The organism is Mesorhizobium japonicum MAFF 303099, assembly GCF_000009625.1.
Taxonomy (GTDB): Bacteria; Pseudomonadota; Alphaproteobacteria; order Rhizobiales; family Rhizobiaceae; genus Mesorhizobium; species Mesorhizobium japonicum.
The window spans coordinates 3,325,321-3,347,232 of sequence record NC_002678.2 but is presented as its reverse complement, the minus strand read 5'-3'; the positions used below and the strand labels follow the sequence as shown (position 1 = coordinate 3,347,232).

Sequence of the window (21,912 nt, the reverse complement as noted above, 5' to 3'; positions counted from 1 at the left end):
AGCTTCTCCTATTCTGCGAAAATTCTGACATCGGCGGCATCCCAGCCGAGTTCGACCCGGTCGGCCGACGACACCGGCCGGCGGTCGGCTGCATCTGCGGTGACGCGCACCAGGAACGGTTTTGGCGACAGCGGCGTGCGGACATGCAGCTGCAGATCGAGGCCGTGATAGGCCAGCGCCTCGACCGTGCCGGTCGTGCGGTTGGCGGTCTGAGCCTCGGGAAACAGCCGGATACGTTCCGGCCGCACCGAAGCCACTGCTGGCGCGCCGGGCGAAAGCGCCGCCGGAAGTTTGCCGGCAATACGCGCGCCGTTCGCGGCCAACACGCCATCGGCTGAGGTCTTGCCCGGGATGAAATTCATCACGCCGATGAAGTCGGCGACGAAGCGGTCGGCGGGATGCTCGTAGACCGCGTGCGGCGTGTCGCATTGCAATAGTTTGCCATCCTTGAGCACCGCCATGCGGTCGGCCATGACGAGCGATTCCTCCTGGTCGTGGGTGACGATGACGAAAGTGATGCCGACCTCGTGCTGCAGGCGTTTCAATTCCAGTTGCATGGCGCCGCGCAACTTTTTGTCGAGCGCGCCGAGCGGCTCGTCGAGCAGCAGCAGCCTTGGCCGTTTGACCAGCGCGCGGGCGAGCGCGACGCGCTGCTTCTGGCCGCCCGACAATTGCTCCGGCTTGCGGTCGGCGAAGGGGACGAGTTCGGTGGTCGCCAGGATGGCGTCGACGCGGGTGCGGATATCCTTAACCGGCAAGCGCTCCATCTCCAGCCCATAGGAGACATTGGCGCGCACGCTCATATGCGGGAATAGCGCGTAGGACTGGAACATCAGGTTGACCGGCCGCTTGTTGGGCGGGGTTCGGGCGATGTCCTTGCCGTCGAGCAGAATGCGGCCGTCGCTCGGCGTCTCGAAACCGGCCAGCATGCGCAACAGCGTGGTCTTGCCGCAGCCGGAAGGGCCGAGCAGCGCGAAGAATTCGTTCTCGCGGATATCAAGCGAGATGCCATCGACGGCAGTGACCCGGCCGAAATTCTTCGAAACATGATCGATGGCCAACAGCGTGCGCGGTTCGCTCATTGGCCGATCACTCCCTTGTTCAGCCGCTGGGACAGGGTCAGCGCGGTGATGCTCACGGCCATGAAGATGGTCGCCAGCGCGTTGATCTCAGGCGTGATGCCGAAGCGGATCATGGCGTAGATCTGCATAGGCAGCGTGGTCGAAGCGCGGCCGGCGCCTGCGGTGAAGAAGGCGATGATGAACTCGTCGACCGACAGCGTGAAGGCAAGCAGCGCGCCGGCGATCACGGCCGGCGCGATGACCGGCAAGGTCACGCGCCGGAAGGTGGTGATTGCGGAGGCGCCAAGGTCGGCGGAAGCCTCGACGATCGACCAGTCGAAACTCTTCAGCCGCGCGCGCACCACAGAGCAGACGAAGGCCAGGTTGAACACGACATGGGCGAGGATGATGGTGTGCAGGCCCATGGTCAAATTGAGCATCGAAAAGAACGACAGCAGCGCGATTGCCAGCACGATGTCGGGGATGATCATCGGCGCGAAGATCAAGGCTTCGAGCCCCTTGCCGTATTGCCGGCGCATCTCGACACCGATCGCCAGCAGCGTGCCGAGCAAGGTGGCGATGGCGGTGGAGACCAGCGCCACGATCAGCGTGTTGAGCGCGGCCGACAGGATCGCTGAATTGTTGGCCAGCGAGGCGTACCATTTCAGCGAGAAGCCAGACCATGCCGTGGGCAGCCCGCCTTCGTTGAAGGAGAGCGCCACCAGCACGGCGATCGGGATGTAGAGGAAGGCGAAGACCAGGCTCAGCACGAGCCACAGCGTGCGCCGCGTCGCAGGGGAGCGCTCAGCCATCAGTGCCTCCCACGGCCTGCGCCGCACGCCCCGAGGCGCGGTCGGCCGCGAGCGCCTGCGCCATCAGCACCAGCAGCATGATGGCGATCAGCGCCATGGCGAGGGCTGCGCCAAAGGGCCAGTCATTGGCGGTGAGGAACTGGTCGTAGACGAGATTGCCGATCATCTGGAAGCGGCCGCCGCCGAGCAGCGCCGGAGTGACGAAATTGCCGATCGACAGCACGAAGACGAAGACAGCGCCGGCGGCGATGCCGGGCACGGTCAGCGGCAGGATGACACGGCGGAAGGTGGTGGCGGCCGAGGCGCCGAGATCACGTGAGGCCTCGGCCAGTTCCGGGTTGAGCCGCGACAGCGGCGCGTAGCAGGCGAGGATGACGAAGGGCAGATAATTGTAGACGAGGCCGGCGATGACCGCGCCTTCGGTGTAGAGCATCGATGGCGGTTCGCCGGTATAGCCCGACCAGCGCAGGAGCTGCGTGATCAGGCCTTCGCGGTTGAGCAGCACGATCCAGGCATAGGTGCGGATCAAATAGTTCGACCAGAACGGCAGCACGGCAAAGAACAGGAACACAGGCTGCCAGCGGCGCGGGGCAGCGGAGATGGCGTAGGCGGCGGCATAGCCGATCACCACCGCGATCAGCGTGGCAGTGCCGGCGATGCGCGCTGACTTCAGGAAAATGCTGGCATAGAGCGGGTCGAAGACCAGCCCGAAATTCTCCAGCGTGAAGGTGTAGTCGATACCGCCATAGATGCCGCGTCGAAAGAAGGCGAGCGCCAGCATCAGCGCGCACGGCACCACCATCAGCGCGGTCAACCAGACCAGCGCCGGGGCCATCAGCAGGGAGGAGCGAAGTCGGGTCTGGGACAATTTAAGGTACCGCTCAGGCCGGCAGCGGAAGCACTGCCGGCCGTGATATCCGTGCCGCCTACTGCGCGGCCTTGATCTCGCTGACGATCTTGGAATAGTCGCGCTGGGCTTCGCCGACATCGCGCAGCTGCTCAAACTTGACGAGATCGGCCACCGGCATCGCCATGTTGGGGAATTTCGCCAGGAAATCGGCCGGCAGGCTTTCCATCGCCGGCTTGTTCGGCACCTTGTAGTCGATGTTCTGCGCCGCCCAGGCGTGGTTCTTGGCGTCGAGCATGAAGTTGATGAACTTGAAGGCGTCGTCCTTGTGCTCGGAGGCCTTCATCACCACCATCGTGTCGACCCAGAGGTCCGAACCTTCCTTCGGAATGACGTATTTGATCTCCGGCTTCTCGGCGATGCCGTAATTGCACCAGCCATCCCAGGCCTGCACCATCAGCGCCTCGCCCGAAACCAGCTTGGAATAGAAGGTGGTGTCGTCATAGGCGAGCAGGGTCTTCTTGGCCGAGATCAAGAGGTCCTTGACCTCGGCCATCTTGGCCGGATCGGTCTCGTTGACGGAGAAGCCCTTATCGAGCTGCCCGGCTGCCAGCAGCCAGCGGTCGGTCGCCAGCATGGTGGTCTTGCCCTTCAGTGCGTCTGAAGGCGCGAGCAGGTCGCTCCAGCTCGTCGGCGCCGTCTTGACCAGGTCCGAGCGGTAGCAGAGGCCGGTCGTGCCCCAGGTATAGGGCACGGAGAACGAGTTGCCGACATCGTGCGGCAGCTTGGTCGCTTCCGGATAGAGGTTGGCGAGATTGGGGATCTTGGCGTGGTCCATCGGCTCGGTCAGGCCGAGCTTGTTCAGCACCTCGGCGAAGGGCGAAGAGACGAAGACGACGTCATAGCCCTTGCCACCGGCGGCAATCAGCTTGCCCATGATCTCCTCATTGGTGGCGTGCACCACCACTTCCCCGGATACGCCGGTCGCGGTCTTGAAGGCCGCCATGGCGTCGGGCGCCATGTAGCCGTCCCAGTTGGAGATGACGAGATCGGCGGCCATTGCCGGCGCCGACAGCGCGAGGGCAAGGCCGAGAGCGATTGAAGACACCTTGAGCGCACGGCGCCGCGGGCTGGTAGCGATCATGGCAGACTCCCATTCCGGTTGATCGTCGAATTCTGTGCTGGACCGGGCGCGACCCATGCCGCTGCCTTCGATCCTGTTCCCTCGGTCTTTTTTGTCGCCGATTGCCCTGACAGTACTATTGCAGAAAAAAGTACGTCAATCCATAATTTGCCAACCGACCGGGGAATCTGGCCGATTGCGCTTCTGCCGGCGATCGGCCAAACCAATGCGGTCATATCCGTCCGCCGAGACAAGTCATGCAAACCGCAGCCCGACGTCCTCGCACCAACCATCTCGACCTGGCGCAGCGCATCCTCGATGTGGCGCGCCAGCGCGGCTTCGAGCCCGGCGCGCGCCTGCCCGAACAGCAGATCGCCTCGCTGTGCAATGTCTCGCGCACGCCGGTGCGGGCGGCACTCAGCCTGCTGGCAGAACGCGGCGTCGTGCGCTGGGAGGCGGATACCGGTTATCATCTGGCGGTCGACCTCGCCGCGCAGCCGGCCATATCAGCCGAGCTTCCCAGCGCGGAGGAAGACGAGCTGGCCGAGGCGATCCTGCGCGACCGCTCGGCGCGCAGGCTGGACCAGACGGTGACCGCCGCGGCGTTGATGCGACGCTACAGCTCGGATCGAAAGACGGTACTAAAAGCGCTTAATAAACTGACGGAAGAGAATCTGCTGGACCGCGCGCCCGGCCAGTCCTGGCTTTTCCGGCGCACGCCCGACGATCCCGAGGCGCAAGGCGAAAGCTACGAGTTCCGACTGCTGCTGGAGCCGGCGGCGATCCTGACGCCGGGCTTCCGGCTGGACGGCGCGCGAGCGGCGGCGTTGCGCCAGGGCATGGACGCTTTGTCGGCGCTGCCGGACACGGCCTTCGACACGCGCGAGTTCCAGCGGCTGGATATGGATTTCCACGGCATGATCGCCGAGGGCTCAGCCAACCGCTTCATCGCCGACGCGCTGGCCGATCATCTCCGCCTGCGCCGGCTGCCGGGCATCTATGCCGGGGTCAATGTCTTCCGGCTGCGGCAATCCTTGCTGGAACACCTGAACATACTCGACCATCTCGAAAGCCGGCAGTATGAGGTGGCTGCCGATCTGCTTCGCATCCATTTGCGGCTCTCCCGCAACCAGCGACCGCAAGCGGCCAGCCGCGGGGCGCCCGCCCTGTTCGGCATGATCAGCCGGCCGGAATGAAGAGGATTAATTGACGCGCAAAGCCAGCCCGACCATCGCGCTGTTTCCCGAAGCAAGCTTCGGCGCCGCGTTGAATTGCGTCGGCATCGCGCAGGCGTTGCGCGCGAAGGGCGCGCGGCCCGTCTTCATCTGCCATGCCGGTTTCTCCGGGGTCTTTGCCGACTATGGTTTCCAGGAATACCAGCTGCCGACCGACGAGCCGCTGAGCGACAGCGAGCGCCAGAGCTACTGGCAGGCCTTCGTGCGCCGGCACCTGCCGCATTTCCGGCTGAGCCCGATCGACCAGCTCGAAACCTATGTCGCGCCGACCTGGCAGGCGATCGTCGACACGGCGGTCAATGCCGAGGCGCCGCTGCGGCAATTGCTGGCGCGGCTGAAGCCGGACGCGGTGGTGCTCGACAATGTCATCATGTTCCCGGCGATCGCCGCCGCCGGCTGCCCCTGGGTGCGCGTCGTCTCCTGCGCCGAGACCGAGCTGCCGGACGCCGAGGTACCGCCCTACCTTTCCGGGATGGCTGCCGACGACCCGCAACGCGCGGCGTTCGAGGCGCGCTATCTCTCGGCCTCGGCGCCGGCGCATGACCGCTTCAACCGCTTTCGCGTCGATGCCGGCCTGGCGCCATTGCCGAAGGGCCTGTTCCTGGAAAGCTCGCCTGACCTCAACCTGCTGCTGACGCCGTCGATCGTGCGGCGCGAGCGGGCCGAACCGCTCGATCCCGCCCGCTTCGTCTATCTCGAAGGCTGCGTGCGCTCGGAAGGGCCGTTCGAGGTGCCGGTGTTTCCGCGCAATGGCGGGCCGCTGGTCTATGTCAGCTTCGGCAGTTTAGGGGCCATGGATGTCGGGCTGATCGAACGCATGCTTGCTGTCTTCGACAGGCTGCCGGCGCGCTTCATCGTCAATGTCGGCGGCCTGCGCGACGCCTATCGCGCGGTGCCCGACAATGTCTATCTCGACGCCTGGTTTCCGCAGCCTTCGGTGGTGGCGAAGTCGGACCTGTTCATCCACCATGGCGGCAACAACAGTTTTTGCGAGGCGCTGCGCTTCGGCGTGCCGTCGCTGATCATGCCTTATTGCTGGGACGGACATGATAATGCGCGCCGCGCCGGCGAGACCGGCACCGGCGACCATATCGGCCGGGATGCCTGGACCGAAGGAGTATTGGAGAGAGCCATTCTCGGCCTGCTGGCCGACGACGCCATGCGCGCCCGCCTGAGGGACAATGCAGCCCAGATGGCGCTGCAACCCGGAACGGACGTGGCCGCGCAAGCCATACTCTCTCTGATACGGACTTGAACGACATGCTTGATAAGAAGACGAATATCGCGACCGACGATCCCAAGGCCTGGCTGGCACAGCACGGCATCAACGAGGTCGAATGCCTGGTGCCCGACATGAACGGCGTGCTGCGCGGCAAGGCGCTGCCGACGGCGAAATTCCTCAAGGCGCTGGAAGACCGCGCGCTCTATCTGCCGAGCAGCGCCTTCCTGGTCAGCATCGACGGCCGCTATTCCGGCTCGATCGACGAGGGCTTTGCCTATTCGGATCCGGACATGCGCATGGTGCCTGACGTTTCGACGCTCTGCCTGGCGCCGGGCGCCGGGGCGGGGAAGGCCTATGTCTTCGCCGACGCCTTCCACATGGATGGCCGGCCATGGATGGCCTCGCCGCGGCATGTGCTGCGCGCCGTGCTCGATCTCTACCGCCAGCGCGGCTGGCGGGCGGTGGTGGCGCCGGAGGTCGAATTCTATCTGACCGCGCCCAACCCCGATCCGGACAGGCCACTGACCGCGCCGGTCGGCGCCAATGGCCGCGCCGAGGGCGTGCAGCATCCCTACGACATGGTGGCACTGGAGGAATTCGAGCCGGTGATCCGGCGCGTCTACGACTACGCCGCGGCCGCCGGGCTGCCGCTTGACACGCTGATCCATGAATCGGGCACGGCGCAGCTGGAGATCAATCTCCTGCATGGCGACGCGCTGCCGCTGGCCGACCAGGTGCTTTTATTCAAGCGGCTGACGCGCCAGGCCGCGCAGCAATGCGGCATGCATGCCACCTTCATGGCCAAGCCGATCGCGGCCCAGGCGGGCAGCTCGATGCACCTGCACATGTCCGTTGTCGATGAGGCGGGCAATGCGCTGTTTGCCAGCGATGATGATGCCGACACCGAAATGTTCGGCCATTTCATTGGCGGCCTGCAGACATATGTGCCGGAGATCATGCCGCTGTTCGCGCCCAACGTGAATTCGTTCCGGCGGATACGGCCGAACCACAGTGCGCCGGCTAACATCGAATGGTCGCACGACAACCGCTCCTGCGGCCTGCGCGTGCCGGCGGGTGGCCGCTCGGCGCGGCGGGTGGAGAACCGCTTGCCGGGCGCCGATTCCAATCCCTATCTGGCGATCGCCGGCTCGTTGCTCGCCGGCTATCTCGGCGTCCAGCAGAAACTGGCGCGCTCGGCCGAGGCTTCTGGCAATGCCTACAAGATCAAGAGCACGCTGCCGAAAACCATGGAGGAGGCGCTCGACCGCTTCACCGCCTGTGAGCCGGTGCGCAAACTGCTCGGCGAGGATTTCTCCCAGACCTATCTGCGCGTGAAGAGCGTCGAGCTCGACCTGTTCCAGAGCGTGGTGACGAGCTGGGAACGCGATCACCTGCTGCTGAAGGTGTGATCATGGCATCTTCAACGGGCTTCAATTCCGGTCTCGATATCGGCAAATCCTACTATATCGCCACCGCCAATCCGGCGCCGGACCATCCGGCGCTTGTCGGCGATGTCGTAGCCGATCTGGTCGTCGTCGGCGGCGGCTGCACCGGCCTGTCGGCGGCCCTTCACGCCGCCGAACGCGGCCTGAAGGTGGTGCTGCTCGAAGGAGGCAAGATCGGCTGGGGCGCATCGGGGCGCAATGGCGGCCAGATGATCCCCGGCCTGCGCAAGGGCGCCAAGGGCCTGGTCAAGCTGTACGGGCCGGAGCGGGCGAAGGTGCTGTTCGACCTCGCCTTCGAGGCGCGCGGCCTGGTGCTTGATATCATCGAGCGCCATGCCATCGATTGCGACCTGAGACTGACCGGCCATTTGGTCGGCGCAGTCAACGGCTCCGATCTCAAGGATTTGGAGGAAGAGGCCAAGTGCCTCGAAAGCGTGATGAAGTTCCGCGATGTCGAGATCCTCTCGGCGGCGGAAGCACGCGCCAAGGTCGACACGCCCTATCACGGCGCGATGTACGAGCCGCTCGGCGGCCACATGCATCCGCTGAACTACACGCTTGGCCTTGCCCGCGCGGCCGTGGCCGCCGGCGTCGTTATCCACGAGAATTCAGTGGCGGTGAAGCTGGAGCGCGAGCCTTCGATCCGCGTCTCGACATCGAAGGGTTCGGTGCGCGCAAAACATGTCGTGCTGGCGGGCGACGCGCTGCTCCATGGATTGGAGCCGCGCGTCAACAGCCGCATCATGCCGGTCGGCAATTACATCGTCGCCACCGAGCCGCTGGAGGGCAAACGCAATGTCATCCCGGCCAATGTCGCGGTCTCCGACACGCGCTTCGTCGTCAATTACTATCGCATGTCGGCGGACGGACGTCTGCTGTTCGGCGGCGGCGAGCGCTACACGCCGTCACCGCCGGCCGACATTGCCGGCTTCGTGCGGCCGCATATGGAAGCTACCTTCCCGCAGCTCAAGGGCTGCCGCATCGATCATGCCTGGGGCGGGCTGGTGTCGGTGACGACATCGCGGCTGCCGCATGTCGGGCACTATGGCGAGGTCTATTTCGCGCATGGCTATTCCGGCAAGGGCGTCATCCTGTCGACGCTGTCGGGCAGGCTGCTCGCCGAAGCGATCACGGGGGATGCCTCGCGACTCGACCTGTTCTCGACGCTGACCCCGCTGCCGTTCCCCGGTGGCACGGCGCTGCGCGGCCCGCTCTATGTGCTGGGCATGCTGTGGTATGCGATGCGGGACCGCATCAAGCATTGAGGTCGCGAGAAGCGACCTAAACGACGAAGAAATCCTCGATGCGCTGCCTGGCCTCAAGCAGCGCCGGCAGGATTTCCCGCTCCATCTCCGCGACCGAAAATCGCGCCGACTGCGTCGAGACGTTGATCGCCGCGACCGTGTTGCCAGCGCGGTCGCGGATCGGCACGGCGATCGAGCGCAGGCCGAGCTCCAGCTCTTCGTCGACGATGGCAAAGCCGTCGGCCCTCGCCTTGCCGATGGCCTCGGCCAGCAGCCCGATGTCAGTGATCGTCTTCGGCGTCCGTCTCTCGATGGTCGCCTGGTGCAGAAATTCGTCGAGTTCCTCCGGCGCCAGGCCGGCGAGCAGCATGCGCCCCATCGAGGTGCAATAGGCGGGCAGCCTGGTGCCGACATCGAGCGACACGCTGAGGATGCGCCGGCCGGGAATGCGGGCGACATAGACGACATCCTGGCCCGACAGGATCGCCGCAGAGCAAGCCTCGTTCAGTTGTGCCGCAACAGTCCGCATGATCGGCGCCGCGAAGCTCCACAGCGAGCCGCCGCCCAGCCATGTGCGGGCAACGGCCAGGAGCCGCGGCGACAGCGAGAACATACGACCGTCCTGAGTGGCATAGCCCGTGGCGACAAGCGTCAGCAGGAAACGGCGGGCGCCGGCCCGGGTCAGCCCGGCTTGCTCGGCCATTTCCGTCAGCGTCATGCCTGAGGGGTGGCGGGCGAGGATCTCCATGACGGCAAGGCCGCGCTCGAGCGAGCCGACATGATCACGGGAAGCGGCTTCTTCGCCCATCTCACCTCCGCCAAAGGGCATCGACGCCAGGATTGACTCCACGACCTCACCCGGCGTAGAAAGTTTCGCATACAAAACAAATGTTCACAATACGAACTTTTTGGACCGGGAGTCGACGATGGTCAAGTTCCTGCCGCTCAAACAGGCCGTGGCCGAGAATTTGAACAATGGCGATTCCGTCGCCTTCGAAGGCTTCACCCATCTGATCCCGACAGCCGCCGCGCATGAGGCGATCCGCCAGGGGTTTCGCGACCTGACCCTGATCCGCATGACGCCGGACCTGATCTACGACCAGATGATCGGCATGGGCATGGCGAAGAAGATCGTCTTTTCCTATGTCGGCAATCCCGGCGTCGGCCTGCTGCGGCGTGCCCGCGATTCCATCGAGAACGGTTTTCCCCGGGCGATCGAGGTCGAGGAGCACAGCCATGCCGGCATGGCCAATGCCTATGAGGCGGGCGCGGCCGGCCTGCCCTGCGCGGTGTTCCGCGGCTATCGCGGCGCCGGCCTTGCCGCGGTCAATCCGAACATCAAGTCGGTCACTTGTCCGTTCACCGGCGAGGTGCTGGCGGCCGTGCCTTCGATCCGGCCCGACGTCACCTTCATCCATGCGCAGAAGGCCGACAAAAAAGGCAATGTGCTGGTCGAGGGCATCATCGGAATCCAGAAGGAAGCGGTGCTAGCGGCCAGGCGCGCCGTGGTGACGGTGGAGGAAGTGGTCGACAATTTCGACGATCTGCACCCCAATCTGACCGTGCTGCCGCGCTGGACGATCGCGGCGATATCCGTCGTGCCCGGCGGATCGCACCCTTCCTATGCCCATGGCTATTATGCGCGCGACAATGCCGCCTATCTCGAATGGGACGAGATTGCCGCCGACCGCGAGAAATTCCGGGCGTGGATGCAGGTGAACGTCATCGAGAGGAACGCCGGTGACTTTGCCGGACGTGTCGAGCATCTGAGGAAAGCGGCATGAGCGAGTTCGGCTTCACCCCCAACGAGATGATGACGATCGCCGCCAGCCGTGCGCTGCGGAATGACGATGTCTGCTTCGTCGGCATCGGCGCGCCGTCCGCCGCCTGCAATGTGGCACGGCTGACGCATGCGCCCGAGATCACGCTGATCTACGAGAGCGGCACGATCGGCACCGCGCCTGACGTGCTGCCGCTGTCGATCGGCGACGGCGAATTGTGCGAGACCGCCGTCACCACCGTCGCGGTGCCGGAAATGTTCCGCTACTGGCTGCAGGGTGGCCGCATCTCGATCGGCTTCCTGGGTGCGGCGCAGCTCGACAAGTTCGGCAACATCAACACCACGGTCATCGGCGACTATGTCCATCCCAAGACCAGGCTGCCCGGCGGCGGTGGCGCACCGGAGATCGCGACCTCGTCGAAGGAGATCTACATCACCATGGCGCAGACCAGGCGCGGCATGGTCGAGAAGATCGACTTCTTCACCTCCTTCGGCCATGGCGAGGGCGGCGATCACCGCCAGCGGCTGGGTATCGACACCGCCGGGCCGACCCTGTTGATCACCGATCTCGCCATCTGGAAGCCGGATCCGGTGACCAAGGAATTCACCGTCGTGTCGCTGCATCCCGGCGTCACCCGCCAGCAGGTGCAGGAGACTTGTGGCTGGGTGGTTAAGTTCGCCGAGGCGCTTGACGAAACACCGGCGCCAAGCGAACTCGAACTCAACACATTGCGCGACCTGCAGGCCCGCACCAAGGCGGCGCATGAGGGAACGGGAAACAAGAAAGCTGCATGACATGGCCGAGGCCTATATCTGCGATTACATCCGCACGCCGATCGGCCGCTTCGGCGGGTCGCTGTCCTCGGTCCGATCAGACGACCTCGGCGCCATTCCGCTGAAGGCTTTGGCCGAGCGCAATGCCGGTATCGACTGGCAGGCGGTGGACGACGTCGTCTATGGCTGCGCCAACCAGGCCGGCGAGGACAACCGCAACGTGGCGCGCATGGCGCTGCTCCTGGCTGGCCTGCCGAAGGAAATCCCGGGTTCGACCGTCAATCGCCTGTGCGGGTCCGGCATGGATGCGTTGACCATCGCGGCGCGCGCCATCAAGGCCGGCGAGGCGGAATTGATGATTGCCGGTGGCGTCGAATCGATGAGCCGGGCGCCCTTCGTCATGCCCAAGGCCGACACGGCGTTTTCGCGCAATGCCGAGATTTACGACACCACGATCGGCTGGCGCTTCGTCAACCCGCTGATGAAGAAGCAATATGGCGTCGATTCCATGCCGGAAACCGGCGAGAACGTCGCCGAGGATTTTGCCGTGTCTCGCGCCGACCAGGACGCCTTTGCCGTGCGCAGCCAGGACAAGGCTGTCGCCGCGCAGGCCAATGGCAGGCTGGCCAAGGAGATCACAGCGGTGACGATCCCGCAGCGCAAGGGCGATCCGGTGGTGGTCTCGAAAGACGAACATCCACGCGCCGGCACCACGGTCGAGGCGCTGGCCAAGCTGCCGACGCCGTTCCGCCAGGGCGGCACGGTGACCGCCGGCAATGCCTCCGGCGTCAATGACGGGGCGGCGGTGCTGATCGTTGCTTCCGAGGCTGCGGTGAAAAAATATGGCCTGACGCCGATTGCCCGCATCCTCGGTGGTGCAGCCGCCGGTGTGGCGCCGCGCATCATGGGTATCGGCCCGGCGCCGGCGACGCAGAAACTGTGCGCGCGGCTCGGCCTGACGCCGCAACAGTTCGATGTCATCGAGCTCAACGAAGCCTTTGCCTCGCAAGGCATCGCCGTGCTGCGCCAGCTCGGCATTGCCGAGGATGCCGAGCACATCAACCCGAATGGCGGCGCCATCGCGCTCGGCCATCCGCTGGGGATGTCGGGTGCGCGCATCTCCGGCACGGCGGCGCTGGAGCTGCGTGAGCGCGGCGGTCGCTACGCGCTTGCGACGATGTGCATCGGCGTCGGCCAGGGCATCGCCATCGCGCTCGAACGGGCCTGACCGTCGCCTTCCCTTCGCCAGCGAGAATCGGGGCTGGATTCGGCGCGCCGTCAAATTTGACCATGTGGACAAAAGTCCGGACCCGTTCCATAGTTCCCCGTCTGATTTTTAGAACGGCCGGCTCGACACGGCTGTCAAACAGAGGGGACTGCAATGGAAAACCGGAAGAACAAATTTTCCTCGACACGCGAAGGGATTTCGCGGCGCAACGTGCTGGAGCTGGGTGCGCTTGGCCTGGCTGCTGCGATGCTGCCGGGTGCGGCCTTCGCCAAGGACAAGAAACTGAAGGTTGCGGCGATCTTCGCCACGCCGATCGAGGAGCCCTGGGATAACCAGATCCATGTCGCCCTGCAGAAGGCGGAGAAGGAACTCGGCATCGAATACAAATGGTCGGAAAAGGTGCAGACCGCCGACTTCAGCCGCGTCATGCGCGAATATGCGCAAGGCGGCTACCAACTGGTGCTGGGCGACGCCTTCGCCGCCGAGCGTGAATCGCGCCGCACCGCCAAGCAGTTCCCGAAGACCGCCTGGCTGTTCGGTTCTGGCGCTGGTCCGGCCGAACCCAATTTCGGCGTCTTCGACAACTGGATCCATGAGCCCGCCTATCTCGCCGGAATGATCGCCGGCAAGATGTCGAAGTCGGGCACGGTGGGCGCCGTCGCGGCGATGGGCATTCCGGAAGTGAACCGGCTGGTCAACGCCTTCTTTGCCGGCGCCAAGGAGGTCAACCCGAACGTCAAGAAGAAGGTCGCCTTCATCGGCTCCTTCTTCGATCCGCCGAAGGCCAAGGAAGCCGCGGTCGCGCAGATCGATGCCGGGGTCGACGTCATCTATGCCGAGCGCTTCGGCGTCATCGAGGCGGCGGTGGAGAAGAAGATCCTCGCCATCTCCAACATGTCGGACCAGTCGAGCCTCGGCCCCGACACGGTCATCACCGGCCCGGTGTGGGATATGTACCCGACGGTCGAACAGGCGATCAAGCTGGTCAAGGCCGGCGTCTACACCGCGCAGGACTATGGCGATTTCTCACGCATGGCCAAGGGCGGTTCCTACCTCGCCCCCTACCACAAGTTCGACAAGACGCTGCCGGCCGAGGTCAAGGATCTGGTCGAGAAGAAGAAGGCGGAGATTCTCGAGGGCAATTTCCGGGTGGATGTCGACGAGAACACGCCGGTTTCGGATTGAGGCTTGCTTACCCTCCCCCTTGTGGGGAGGGTCGATCCGCGAAGCGGAGCGGGGCGGGGGTTTTCAGCGCCGTACCCCCACCCCGTCTCACGATCTTCGCTTCGCTACGATCGTAAGCCGACCCTCCCCACAAGGGGGAGGGTGAGGAGCCGCTCCAACGCCACCAGGATCCTGCCTTGCCGACGCCCGCCCCACTCATCGAAATGCGCGGCATCACCAAGAGCTTCGGCGCCGTCAAGGCGAACGAGGCTGTAGATCTCAGCGTCGCGCCCGGTGAAATCCTCGGCCTGCTGGGCGAGAACGGCGCCGGCAAGACGACGCTGATGAACGTGCTGTTCGGCGCCTATGCGCCGGATGCCGGGGAAATCCTCATCCAGGGTCGCCCCGTGCGGATCACGAGTTCGGCCGATGCGCTGGCAGCTGGCATCGGCATGGTGCACCAGCATTTTCACCTGGCGCCGCGGCTGACGGTGCTGGAGAATCTGCTCATCGGCATTCCAGGCAAATCGGGGCGGATCGATCGCGCCGGCGGGCTGGCGCGGCTGGCCGAAATCGGCCGCCAGCATGGGCTGACGCTGGATCCCGACCTGCCGGTTTCCGCCCTGTCGGTCGGCGAACAGCAGCGGCTTGAGATCGTCAAGGCGCTGTTTCGCGGCGCCAGGCTCTTGATCCTCGACGAGCCGACGGCGGTGCTGGCGCCGAGCGAGGTGGACGGGCTGTTCTCGGCGCTGCGCTCGATGGCGGCGCAGGGCCTCGGCATCATCTTCATCTCGCACAAGCTCAACGAGGTGCGGGCGCTCACCCATCGCTGCACGGTGCTGCGGCATGGCCGTGTCGCCGGCCGTGTCGACGATCCGGCCAACACGACGTCCGCCGCCATGGCGCAGCTGATGTGCGGCCACGAGATCGTGCCGCCAGCCAGAGGGCCTTCGACGCCGGGCGAAGCGGTGCTGACGCTCGACGCCATTTCCACCTCGACGCATGCGGGCACGGCGCTGCGCGACGTGTCGCTTGCCGTTCGTGCCGGCGAAATCCTCGGCATTGCCGGCGTGTCGGGCAATGGCCAGCGGGCGCTCGCCGAGGTGATTTCGGGCGTGCGCGCACCCGATGCCGGCCGCATGACGATCGCCGGCCAGACGGTGTCGCGGTTTTCGCCGAGCGAGGTGCAGGCGCTCGGGCTCGGCCGCATCCCGGAGGACCGCATGACGACCGGTCTGGTCACCAATTTGCCGCTTGCCGATTCGATGGTGCTGCCACGCATCGGCACCGCCGCGTTCAGCAGCAAGGGGCTGCTCAAGCCGGATGCGATCCGCGCCTTCGCCGAAGAACAGATCAAGGCCTACGATATCAGATGCCCCGGACCGATGACGCGCGCCGGCGCGTTGTCCGGCGGCAATCTGCAGAAGGCGCTTTTGGCGCGCGAGCTTGCCTTCGACCCGAAAGTCCTGATCGTCTCGCAGCCGACGCGCGGCCTCGACATTGGTGCGGCCCGCTTCATTCACGAAAAGTTCCTCGACATGCGCGCCAAGGGCTGCGGCATCATCGTCATCGGCGAGGATCTGGAAGAATTGCTGGTGCTCTGCGACCGCATCGCGGTGATGTATGAGGGCCGCATTGTCGGCACGCTCGACAGTGCTGATGCGACGGTCGCGCGGCTCGGCCTGCTGATGACCGGGGCGGAGGGTCACAGCTGATGTTTCGCCTGGAAGTCCGCACCTCGACGCCGACCTGGTTCAATCTCGCGCTCCCGTTGGTGGCGATCGCGGCGACGCTTGTCCTGTGCAGCGGCCTGATCGCACTAGCCGGCGCCGGCGTTCTGGAATCCTACGGCGTGATGTTCACCGCCTCGCTCGGCGACAGCTACGCAATCACCGAAACGCTGGTGCGCGCGGCACCGATGATCTTCACCGGGCTGGCGGTCGCCGTCGCCTTCCGCGCCAAATTCTGGAACATCGGTGCCGAGGGCCAGTTGCTGGCCGGTGCGGTCGCCAGCTGCTTTGTCGGCGCGATCCCGATGCCGGGGCCGCTCGCCATGCTGCTGATGGCAATCGCCGGCGCCGCCGCCGGCGCAGTGGTCGCGCTGGTGCCCGCGACGCTGCGGGTCAAATTCAAGGTCGACGATGTCGTCAGCTCGCTGCTGCTCAACTCGGTCATCTACTACGCGCTGATGGCGCTGATCGAAGGGCCATGGAAGGACAGCTTCAGCGGCTATCCGATCTCGCCGCCAATCGAGGATTCGGCCAATTTCCCGGTGCTGATCGAAGGCACGCGGCTGCATCTGGGCGTCATCGTGGCGCTGATCGCCGCGCCGCTGATCTGGTTCCTCATCGCGCGCACGACGCTTGGCTTCCGCATCAGGGTCACCGGCGAGAGCCCGGAAGCCGCCCGCTATGGCGGTATCCACGTCGAGCGGGTGCTGCTCTCGACCGCGCTCATGTCCGGCGCGCTGGCCGGGCTCGCCGGCGTCGGTGAAGTCGGCGGCGTGCATTTCCAGGTGATGAGCGACATCTCGCCTGGCTACGGCTATTCAGGCATCGTCGTCGCCATGCTGGCGCGGCTCAATCCGCTGGGCGTGGTGCCGGCGGCGATCTTCCTCGCCGCCGTGATGACCGGCGCCGAGGCGATGTCGCGCGCGACCGGCGTGCCGGCCTTCCTCAGCGACGTCATCCAGGGGACCGCCTTGCTCGCCATGCTGGTGGCGCTGCTGTTCACCGCCTATCGCATTCGCCGCGTCGGAGCCGCCTCATGAGCGCGGTGTTCGAACAGATCTTCCAGGTCGGCTTCCTGGCCGCCATCATCCGCATCGCCACGCCGCTGGCCTTCGCCACGCTCGGCGAGATGTTCTCCGAGCGCGCCGGCGTGCTCAATCTCGGCATCGAAGGCATCATGCTGCTCTGCGCCATGACCGGCTTCACCGCCACCAGCCTCAGCGGCAGCCTGTGGCTCGGCGTCCTGGTGGCGGTGCTGACCGGGATGCTGATGGGCGCGCTGCATGCGCTGTTCACCGTGGCGCTGGGCCTCAGCCAGCATGTCTGCGGCATCGGCGTGACTTTGTTCTCGTCCGGCCTTGCCTATTTCCTCTACCGGCTGATCTTCGGCCAGCAATCGGTACCGCCTGCCATCAAGGGTTTTCAGACGCTGCCGATCCCGGTTCTATCGGACATTCCGGTGCTCGGGCCGGCTGTGTTCAACCAGTTCGCGCTGGTCTACATGGCAATCATCGCCATACCGCTCGCTGCCTTCGTGCTTTACCGCACGCCCTGGGGTCTGTCGGTGCGCATGGTCGGCGAGAATCCGCGCGCCGCCGATTCGGCCGGCGTCAGCGTCATTGCCACCCGCTTCCAGGCCGTCATCCTCGGCGGCGCCCTGATGGGACTGGCCGGCGCCTTCCTGTCGATGGCGCAATTCAACGCCTTCACCTTCGGCGTCGTCTCCGGGCGCGGCTGGGTGGCGATCGCGCTGGTCGTGTTCGGCCGCTGGGACCCATGGCGCTCGGCAGGCGCCGCACTGCTGTTCGCCTTCGTCGATGCGCTGCAGCTGCGCATGCAGGCGAGCGGGCTCGGACATATCCCCTATGAGGCGTTCCTGATGCTGCCCTTCATCTTCACCATCGTTGCGATGGCTGTGATGTCACGCAACGCGGTGGCGCCCTCGGCGTTGCTGAAGCCGTTTCGCAAGGAAGAGCGGTAGACGAGTGGTGCTGTCCAGCCGATAGATGGGTAACACTTTAAACCGGATACATGGGTAACACTTCTCCCCCTATGCGTCCGTCGCAGCGCCAAGCGGTTTGGTTGGCGCTGCGAAGCAGCGACGGAGTGGGGGAACCACCTGGCAGCCGTCGCCAACGATAGAAAGGGCACTAAGGCGCAAGAATCTTCCTGCACCGCGCCAAGGGTCGACCCCCACTCCGTCGAGCTGCGCTCGACACCTCTCCGCCGATCGACGGGGGAGAGGAAGGGCGCCAAGCTGGCCTGGGACGCCCTCACATCGCCGTAAAGCCATTGTCCACGAACAGATGCGCGCCGTTGACGAAGCTCGACTCGTCGCTGGCCAAATACAGGGCAGCCTTGGCCACCTCTTCCGGCTCGCCGATGCGGCCCTGCTGTGCCGCCAATGCCGCGTCCGAAACGTCGACGCCGAGCTTGCCGAGGTCGGCGACCTCGCGCAGGCCGTGCGGCGTCCTGATAAAGCCGGGGCAGACGGCGTTGCAGCGGATGTTGCGGTCACGGAACTCCACCGCGATGGCGCGCGCGAACATGTGGCAGGCGCCCTTGGTGGTGTCGTAGAGCACCTCCATCGGTGTTGCCGCCACAGCCGAGATCGACGAGGTGCAGACGATCGAGCCGCCGCCCGCCGCGATCATGCCGGGCAGCACGGCACGCGTCATCAGGAACATCGAGCGCACGTTGACCGCATGCAGCCAGTCCCATTCCTGCACGGTCGTCTCCAGGAACGGTTTGATCACGATGGTGCCGGCGTGATTGAACAACACCGTGACAGGCCCGAGTTTTTCGGTCGCGCCCTTCACCGCCGCCTGGACCTGCGCCTCGTCGGACACGTCGGCGACAAAATGCTCGGCGACACGGCCCCGCGCGCGTATCGCCGCTGCCGTGGCAGCGGCTGCCTCCCCATTGCGGTCGATGATCGCCACCTTGGCGCCTTCGGCCGCGAACAACTCAGAAGCCGCGCCGCCCATTCCCGTCGCGCCGCCCGAGATGATGGCGACCTTGCCGGCCAGTCTTTCGCCCATGCTTTTTACTCCCCGTTCGATCCAGTTCGCGTTTGCTTATCGGGCGATGCTACCGCGCCCGCACAAGGCGGCCAATGGACCAATTGGGTGCAGGGGGAACAAGGACATAGGTCCATTCGGGTGCGTCTGGAGCAAGGCTCATGCCCTGCCGAGCGATCGCCCCGGCAAGCGATCCCAGCAACTCACAACCAACTTAGCTCCTGAAATGAGAAAATTATTCTGCCTAGAGCTCAAAAATAGCAATCGACAAAGTCTACAAGTTTTATAGATTAACCGGCGAGACGGAGGTCGATATGTCCTATATCCAGAACGCTCAGACTGACAGCAGCGGCCAGAGGCTGGCCAATGCCCAGACCTTTCGCCCGGCCTATGCCGGAGCTTTCGCCTATCTTGTCTTTGCCCTTGCGTTTGTGTTCACCGGGGCCGTCGTTCTGGGCCTCATTCCCTAAGGTACCAGATCGACAGGGTTAGTTTCCCCACTGTTTTCAGGCAATCGGAGTTGAATGAACCGGATCCCGGTGCGTTTGCGCGCGTCCGTGATTCGAATTTCAGCGCATCCATGATTCCAGCGATGGAGGAGATGACAATGCCGATCGAATTCACCCATGTCCCCGGCAAGACCGCCGACGCCGCCATTCCGTTTTTCTATGATTTTGCCGAGACGGCGACCAAGCTCGGACTGATCGAGGATGGCGGCTTTCAGAAGATCGTCGTCGACGATTCGGCCGGGCTGCTGACCAATATGGATCTTGCCGCTCAGGTGCTCGACCGCACCGCTTCGCTCGAGGTCGTGCTGACCCATTGGGCGGGCGTCGTCGAGCCGACCGTGGCGGCGCGCCAATTGGCATCGATCGATCGAAAAAGCGGGGGACGGCTGGCGCTCCGCATGATCAGCGAGCCGTTGAACGATGACGATGCCGAGTCACGGCCGGTCGGACACAGCATCGTCTGGCAGCGTATCGATGAATATCTCGTGCTTTTGAAGCGGCTCTGGTCGAACGACCGGCCTTTCGACCATGAAGGCGCCTTCTACAGCATCAAGGGTGGCTACGTGCCGCGCAAAGGCCCGCACGGCGCCGACCTGACCATCCGCATGGGTGGGCAATCGGGAACGGCGCTGAAAGTGGCCGGCCGGCATGCCGATGTCTTCGAACTGGCGCCGGGCTCGATCGATGATGTCAGGCAGTTGATGGAGCGGGTGCGTGGCGCCGCGGCCGAACATGGCCGGGCCGGCAAGCTGCGCTTCGCGCTTCCGGTGCGGATCCACCAGGGCGCTTCCGCCACTGGCCACAAGGCGGTCGACCTGTCCGGGCCGCCGGCCCAGGTCGCCTTGTCGCTGCTTGCCTATGCCGGGCTCGGGATCGATGAATTCATGATCGTCGGCGTCGACACGTCGCGCGAGATCGCGACGGCCGGCCGGGAAACGATTTCCCTACTGCGCAACTCGCTGGCGCGCCGCGAACATGATGCTTTCCAGCCGAGCGCCTATGCGCCTCACGCCGGGCTGGAGACGCGGGTAGCCCGCTGAAGACTGTAGACTACTGTGGTCTAACGCCTGTCGCCAAGCCGCGACAGGCCATCGACGACGGCGGCTGAATCGGCCAGGACGCCGAAGACGCCATCCTCGACCGTCACCATGTGCAGGGCCGCCTCGTGAGCTTTCTGGTCGCCACTGGCGCAGGCGTCCGAGATCGTCAGGCACTGAAAATTGCGGTCGCAGGCCTCGCGCAGCGTAGTGTGGACGCAGACATCGGTCGTGCATCCGGAAAACATCAGGTGCGTGATGCCTTGCGCGCGCAGCACAAGCTCGAAATCCGTATAGGTGAAGGCGCTGTTGCAGGTCTTGTCGACGATGATGTCCTGCGGCGCGACATCGATCTCCGGAACGATCTGGAACCCCGCGCCCGAGCGCAGCAGGACATCGGTGCCGTCGAGGCCGGAGCGCTTGCGGCGCCACTTCTCGTAAGGCGTCATGTCGGCCATGTCGGCGCGATAGCCCTGCCTGGTATGGATGACCCTGACGCCGGCTTTGCGCGAAGCGGCGATCAGCCAGTTCACCGTGGGCAGGATCGCCCGCAGCGGTGAGGGGTCATATCCCTTTCTGGCGAAATAGCCCGTGGTCGACAGGAAATCCTGCTGCAGGTCGATGACGATCAGTGCCGTGTTTTCGGCCACCAGCCTGCCGTCATAGGGGAAGTCGAAGGGCGTTGCCTTGATCATCCGAAAGTGTCTCCTTGCCGTCGTGAGAGCCATCCTGACTGGCGAAGTTCAAGTCGTCCACTCAGGCCGCGGTTGTGACGCGGAGAAGCAGGATGTCGCGGGCATCGACCTGCCTTCGGCGAACGCCACAGGCTGTCCCAACGAAGTGTTGACTGTTGCAGTCATCTTCAATGTTGACTTGTATACTCATGTTTCATAATCAACCCTGACATCGGACAGCCGAGGCCAGAAATGGGAAATCGGCGGCCGCATTGGAGAAAGCCAATGGAGCTCAACCTGCCGCACGATCTGTCGCCATGGGGCATGTTCATAGCCGCCGACATCATCGTGAAGGCGGTGATGATCGGACTGGCCTTCGCCTCGCTCGTCACCTGGACGATATGGCTGGCCAAATCGCTGGAGATTCTTGGCGGCAAGTTGCGTATCCGCCGCGCCGTTCGCGCGATCGGTGATGCCGCGACGCTGAAGCAGGCGAGCCGCGCGCTCGGCCGCAGCGGCGGGCCCGGCGCGCTTCTGGTCAAGGCAGCGGAAGAAGAGACCGCACTCTCGGCCGGCGCGCTCGACCATGTCGGCGGCGACGGGTTGAAGGAACGGGTCACCTCGCGCCTGTCGCGCATCGAGGCGGCGGCGTCGCGGCGCATGTCACGCGGCACAGGCGTGCTGGCGACGATCGGCTCCACGGCGCCCTTCGTCGGCCTGTTCGGCACGGTCTGGGGCATCATGAACGCCTTCATCGGCATTTCGCAGGCGCAGACCACCAATCTGGCAGTGGTCGCGCCGGGCATCGCCGAGGCGCTGCTGGCCACGGCGATGGGCCTCGTCGCGGCAATTCCAGCAGTGGTGATCTACAATGTCTTCGCCCGCTCGATAGCCGGCTACCGGCAGATCCTCGCCGATGCCTCGGCGGGCGTCGAGAGGCTGGTCAGCCGCGACCTGGATTTCCGCACGGTCGCGCCGGCAACGGCGCTGGCGGCGGAGTAGCGACG

At 64.9% G+C, this 21,912-nt stretch carries 21 protein-coding genes; 14 read left to right on the top strand and 7 right to left on the bottom strand.

What is annotated here, in order from left to right; genetic code table 11:
- Positions 1-8 precede the first annotated feature (8 nt).
- The 4 genes from MAFF_RS17395 to MAFF_RS17380 all read right to left on the bottom strand — a co-directional run bounded on the left by MAFF_RS17395 (position 9) and on the right by MAFF_RS17380 (position 3,864).
- Complete coding sequence (locus MAFF_RS17395) at positions 9-1,082, bottom strand: ABC transporter ATP-binding protein (RefSeq protein ID WP_010912247.1); 1,074 nt, start codon at positions 1,080-1,082, stop codon at positions 9-11.
- The gene (locus MAFF_RS17390) at positions 1,079-1,873 is read right to left on the bottom strand and encodes an ABC transporter permease (protein WP_010912246.1); all 795 of its coding nucleotides are present in this window, start codon (positions 1,871-1,873) and stop codon (positions 1,079-1,081) included. The genes MAFF_RS17395 and MAFF_RS17390 overlap by 4 nt, the downstream gene beginning before the upstream one ends.
- Complete coding sequence (locus MAFF_RS17385) at positions 1,866-2,708, bottom strand: ABC transporter permease (RefSeq protein WP_044548430.1); 843 nt, start codon at positions 2,706-2,708, stop codon at positions 1,866-1,868. The genes MAFF_RS17390 and MAFF_RS17385 overlap by 8 nt, the downstream gene beginning before the upstream one ends.
- A 91-nt stretch (positions 2,709-2,799) precedes the next feature.
- Positions 2,800-3,864 carry a polyamine ABC transporter substrate-binding protein gene (locus tag MAFF_RS17380; RefSeq protein WP_010912244.1) on the bottom strand — a complete coding sequence of 355 codons (1,065 nt, stop codon included), beginning with the start codon at positions 3,862-3,864 and terminating at the stop codon, positions 2,800-2,802.
- 236 nt (positions 3,865-4,100) lie between these two features.
- On the opposite strand from MAFF_RS17380, the gene MAFF_RS17375 reads away from it, so the two are divergent.
- The 4 genes from MAFF_RS17375 to MAFF_RS17360 are packed head-to-tail and all read left to right on the top strand — an operon-like array spanning position 4,101 to position 9,010.
- A complete protein-coding gene (locus tag MAFF_RS17375) occupies positions 4,101-5,039 on the top strand; it encodes a GntR family transcriptional regulator (RefSeq protein WP_010912243.1) in 939 nt (312 codons plus the stop codon).
- 10 nt (positions 5,040-5,049) lie between these two features.
- Positions 5,050-6,333, top strand: a complete 1,284-nt coding sequence (locus tag MAFF_RS17370; RefSeq protein ID WP_010912241.1) for a glycosyltransferase — start codon at positions 5,050-5,052, stop codon at positions 6,331-6,333.
- A 5-nt stretch (positions 6,334-6,338) separates the two neighbouring features.
- Entirely contained in the window at positions 6,339-7,709 is a 1,371-nt protein-coding gene (locus MAFF_RS17365; RefSeq protein WP_010912240.1) for a glutamine synthetase family protein, read from the top strand.
- Positions 7,710-7,711: 2 nt separating this feature from the next.
- Positions 7,712-9,010, top strand: coding sequence for an NAD(P)/FAD-dependent oxidoreductase (locus MAFF_RS17360; RefSeq protein WP_010912239.1), 1,299 nt, complete (start codon positions 7,712-7,714; stop codon positions 9,008-9,010).
- A 16-nt stretch (positions 9,011-9,026) separates the two neighbouring features.
- On the opposite strand, the gene MAFF_RS17355 is transcribed toward MAFF_RS17360, so the two are convergent.
- Entirely contained in the window at positions 9,027-9,797 is a 771-nt protein-coding gene (locus tag MAFF_RS17355) for an IclR family transcriptional regulator (RefSeq protein WP_010912238.1), read from the bottom strand.
- 118 nt (positions 9,798-9,915) lie between these two features.
- On the opposite strand from MAFF_RS17355, the gene MAFF_RS17350 reads away from it, so the two are divergent.
- The 7 genes from MAFF_RS17350 (at position 9,916) to MAFF_RS17320 (ending at position 17,646) form a co-directional block, all read left to right on the top strand.
- Positions 9,916-10,773: a CoA transferase subunit A gene (locus MAFF_RS17350; protein ID WP_010912237.1), complete on the top strand. Its 858-nt coding sequence runs from the start codon at positions 9,916-9,918 to the stop codon at positions 10,771-10,773.
- A complete protein-coding gene (locus MAFF_RS17345) occupies positions 10,770-11,564 on the top strand; it encodes a CoA-transferase subunit beta (protein ID WP_010912236.1) in 795 nt (264 codons plus the stop codon). The genes MAFF_RS17350 and MAFF_RS17345 overlap by 4 nt, the downstream gene beginning before the upstream one ends.
- A 1-nt stretch (position 11,565) precedes the next feature.
- Positions 11,566-12,771 (top strand): 3-oxoadipyl-CoA thiolase, encoded by a 1,206-nt coding sequence (gene pcaF, locus MAFF_RS17340; protein WP_010912235.1) that lies wholly within the window; start codon positions 11,566-11,568, stop codon positions 12,769-12,771.
- A gap of 153 nt (positions 12,772-12,924) precedes the next feature.
- Positions 12,925-13,956, top strand: coding sequence for a BMP family protein (locus tag MAFF_RS17335; RefSeq protein WP_010912234.1), 1,032 nt, complete (start codon positions 12,925-12,927; stop codon positions 13,954-13,956).
- A gap of 203 nt (positions 13,957-14,159) precedes the next feature.
- Complete coding sequence (locus tag MAFF_RS17330) at positions 14,160-15,650, top strand: ABC transporter ATP-binding protein (protein ID WP_010912233.1); 1,491 nt, start codon at positions 14,160-14,162, stop codon at positions 15,648-15,650.
- Complete coding sequence (locus MAFF_RS17325; protein ID WP_010912232.1) at positions 15,650-16,705, top strand: ABC transporter permease; 1,056 nt, start codon at positions 15,650-15,652, stop codon at positions 16,703-16,705. The genes MAFF_RS17330 and MAFF_RS17325 overlap by 1 nt, the downstream gene beginning before the upstream one ends.
- Positions 16,702-17,646 (top strand): ABC transporter permease, encoded by a 945-nt coding sequence (locus MAFF_RS17320; RefSeq protein ID WP_010912231.1) that lies wholly within the window; start codon positions 16,702-16,704, stop codon positions 17,644-17,646. The genes MAFF_RS17325 and MAFF_RS17320 overlap by 4 nt, the downstream gene beginning before the upstream one ends.
- Positions 17,647-17,938: 292 nt before the next feature.
- On the opposite strand, the gene MAFF_RS17315 is transcribed toward MAFF_RS17320, so the two are convergent.
- A complete protein-coding gene (locus tag MAFF_RS17315) occupies positions 17,939-18,706 on the bottom strand; it encodes an SDR family NAD(P)-dependent oxidoreductase (RefSeq protein ID WP_010912230.1) in 768 nt (255 codons plus the stop codon).
- Positions 18,707-18,999: 293 nt separating this feature from the next.
- Here MAFF_RS17315 and MAFF_RS40045 point away from each other — a divergent pair, with 293 nt between their 5' ends.
- Positions 19,000-19,155 carry a hypothetical protein gene (locus tag MAFF_RS40045; protein ID WP_010912229.1) on the top strand — a complete coding sequence of 52 codons (156 nt, stop codon included), beginning with the start codon at positions 19,000-19,002 and terminating at the stop codon, positions 19,153-19,155.
- A 137-nt stretch (positions 19,156-19,292) separates the two neighbouring features.
- On the top strand, positions 19,293-20,234 hold the full coding sequence (locus MAFF_RS17310; RefSeq protein WP_044551014.1) for an LLM class flavin-dependent oxidoreductase: 942 nt from the start codon (positions 19,293-19,295) through the stop codon (positions 20,232-20,234).
- Positions 20,235-20,254: 20 nt separating this feature from the next.
- On the opposite strand, the gene MAFF_RS17305 is transcribed toward MAFF_RS17310, so the two are convergent.
- Positions 20,255-20,926 carry a cysteine hydrolase family protein gene (locus MAFF_RS17305; protein WP_010912227.1) on the bottom strand — a complete coding sequence of 224 codons (672 nt, stop codon included), beginning with the start codon at positions 20,924-20,926 and terminating at the stop codon, positions 20,255-20,257.
- Positions 20,927-21,157: 231 nt separating this feature from the next.
- Here MAFF_RS17305 and exbB point away from each other — a divergent pair, with 231 nt between their 5' ends.
- Positions 21,158-21,907 carry a tonB-system energizer ExbB gene (gene exbB / locus MAFF_RS17300; protein ID WP_010912226.1) on the top strand — a complete coding sequence of 250 codons (750 nt, stop codon included), beginning with the start codon at positions 21,158-21,160 and terminating at the stop codon, positions 21,905-21,907.
- Positions 21,908-21,912 lie beyond the last annotated feature (5 nt).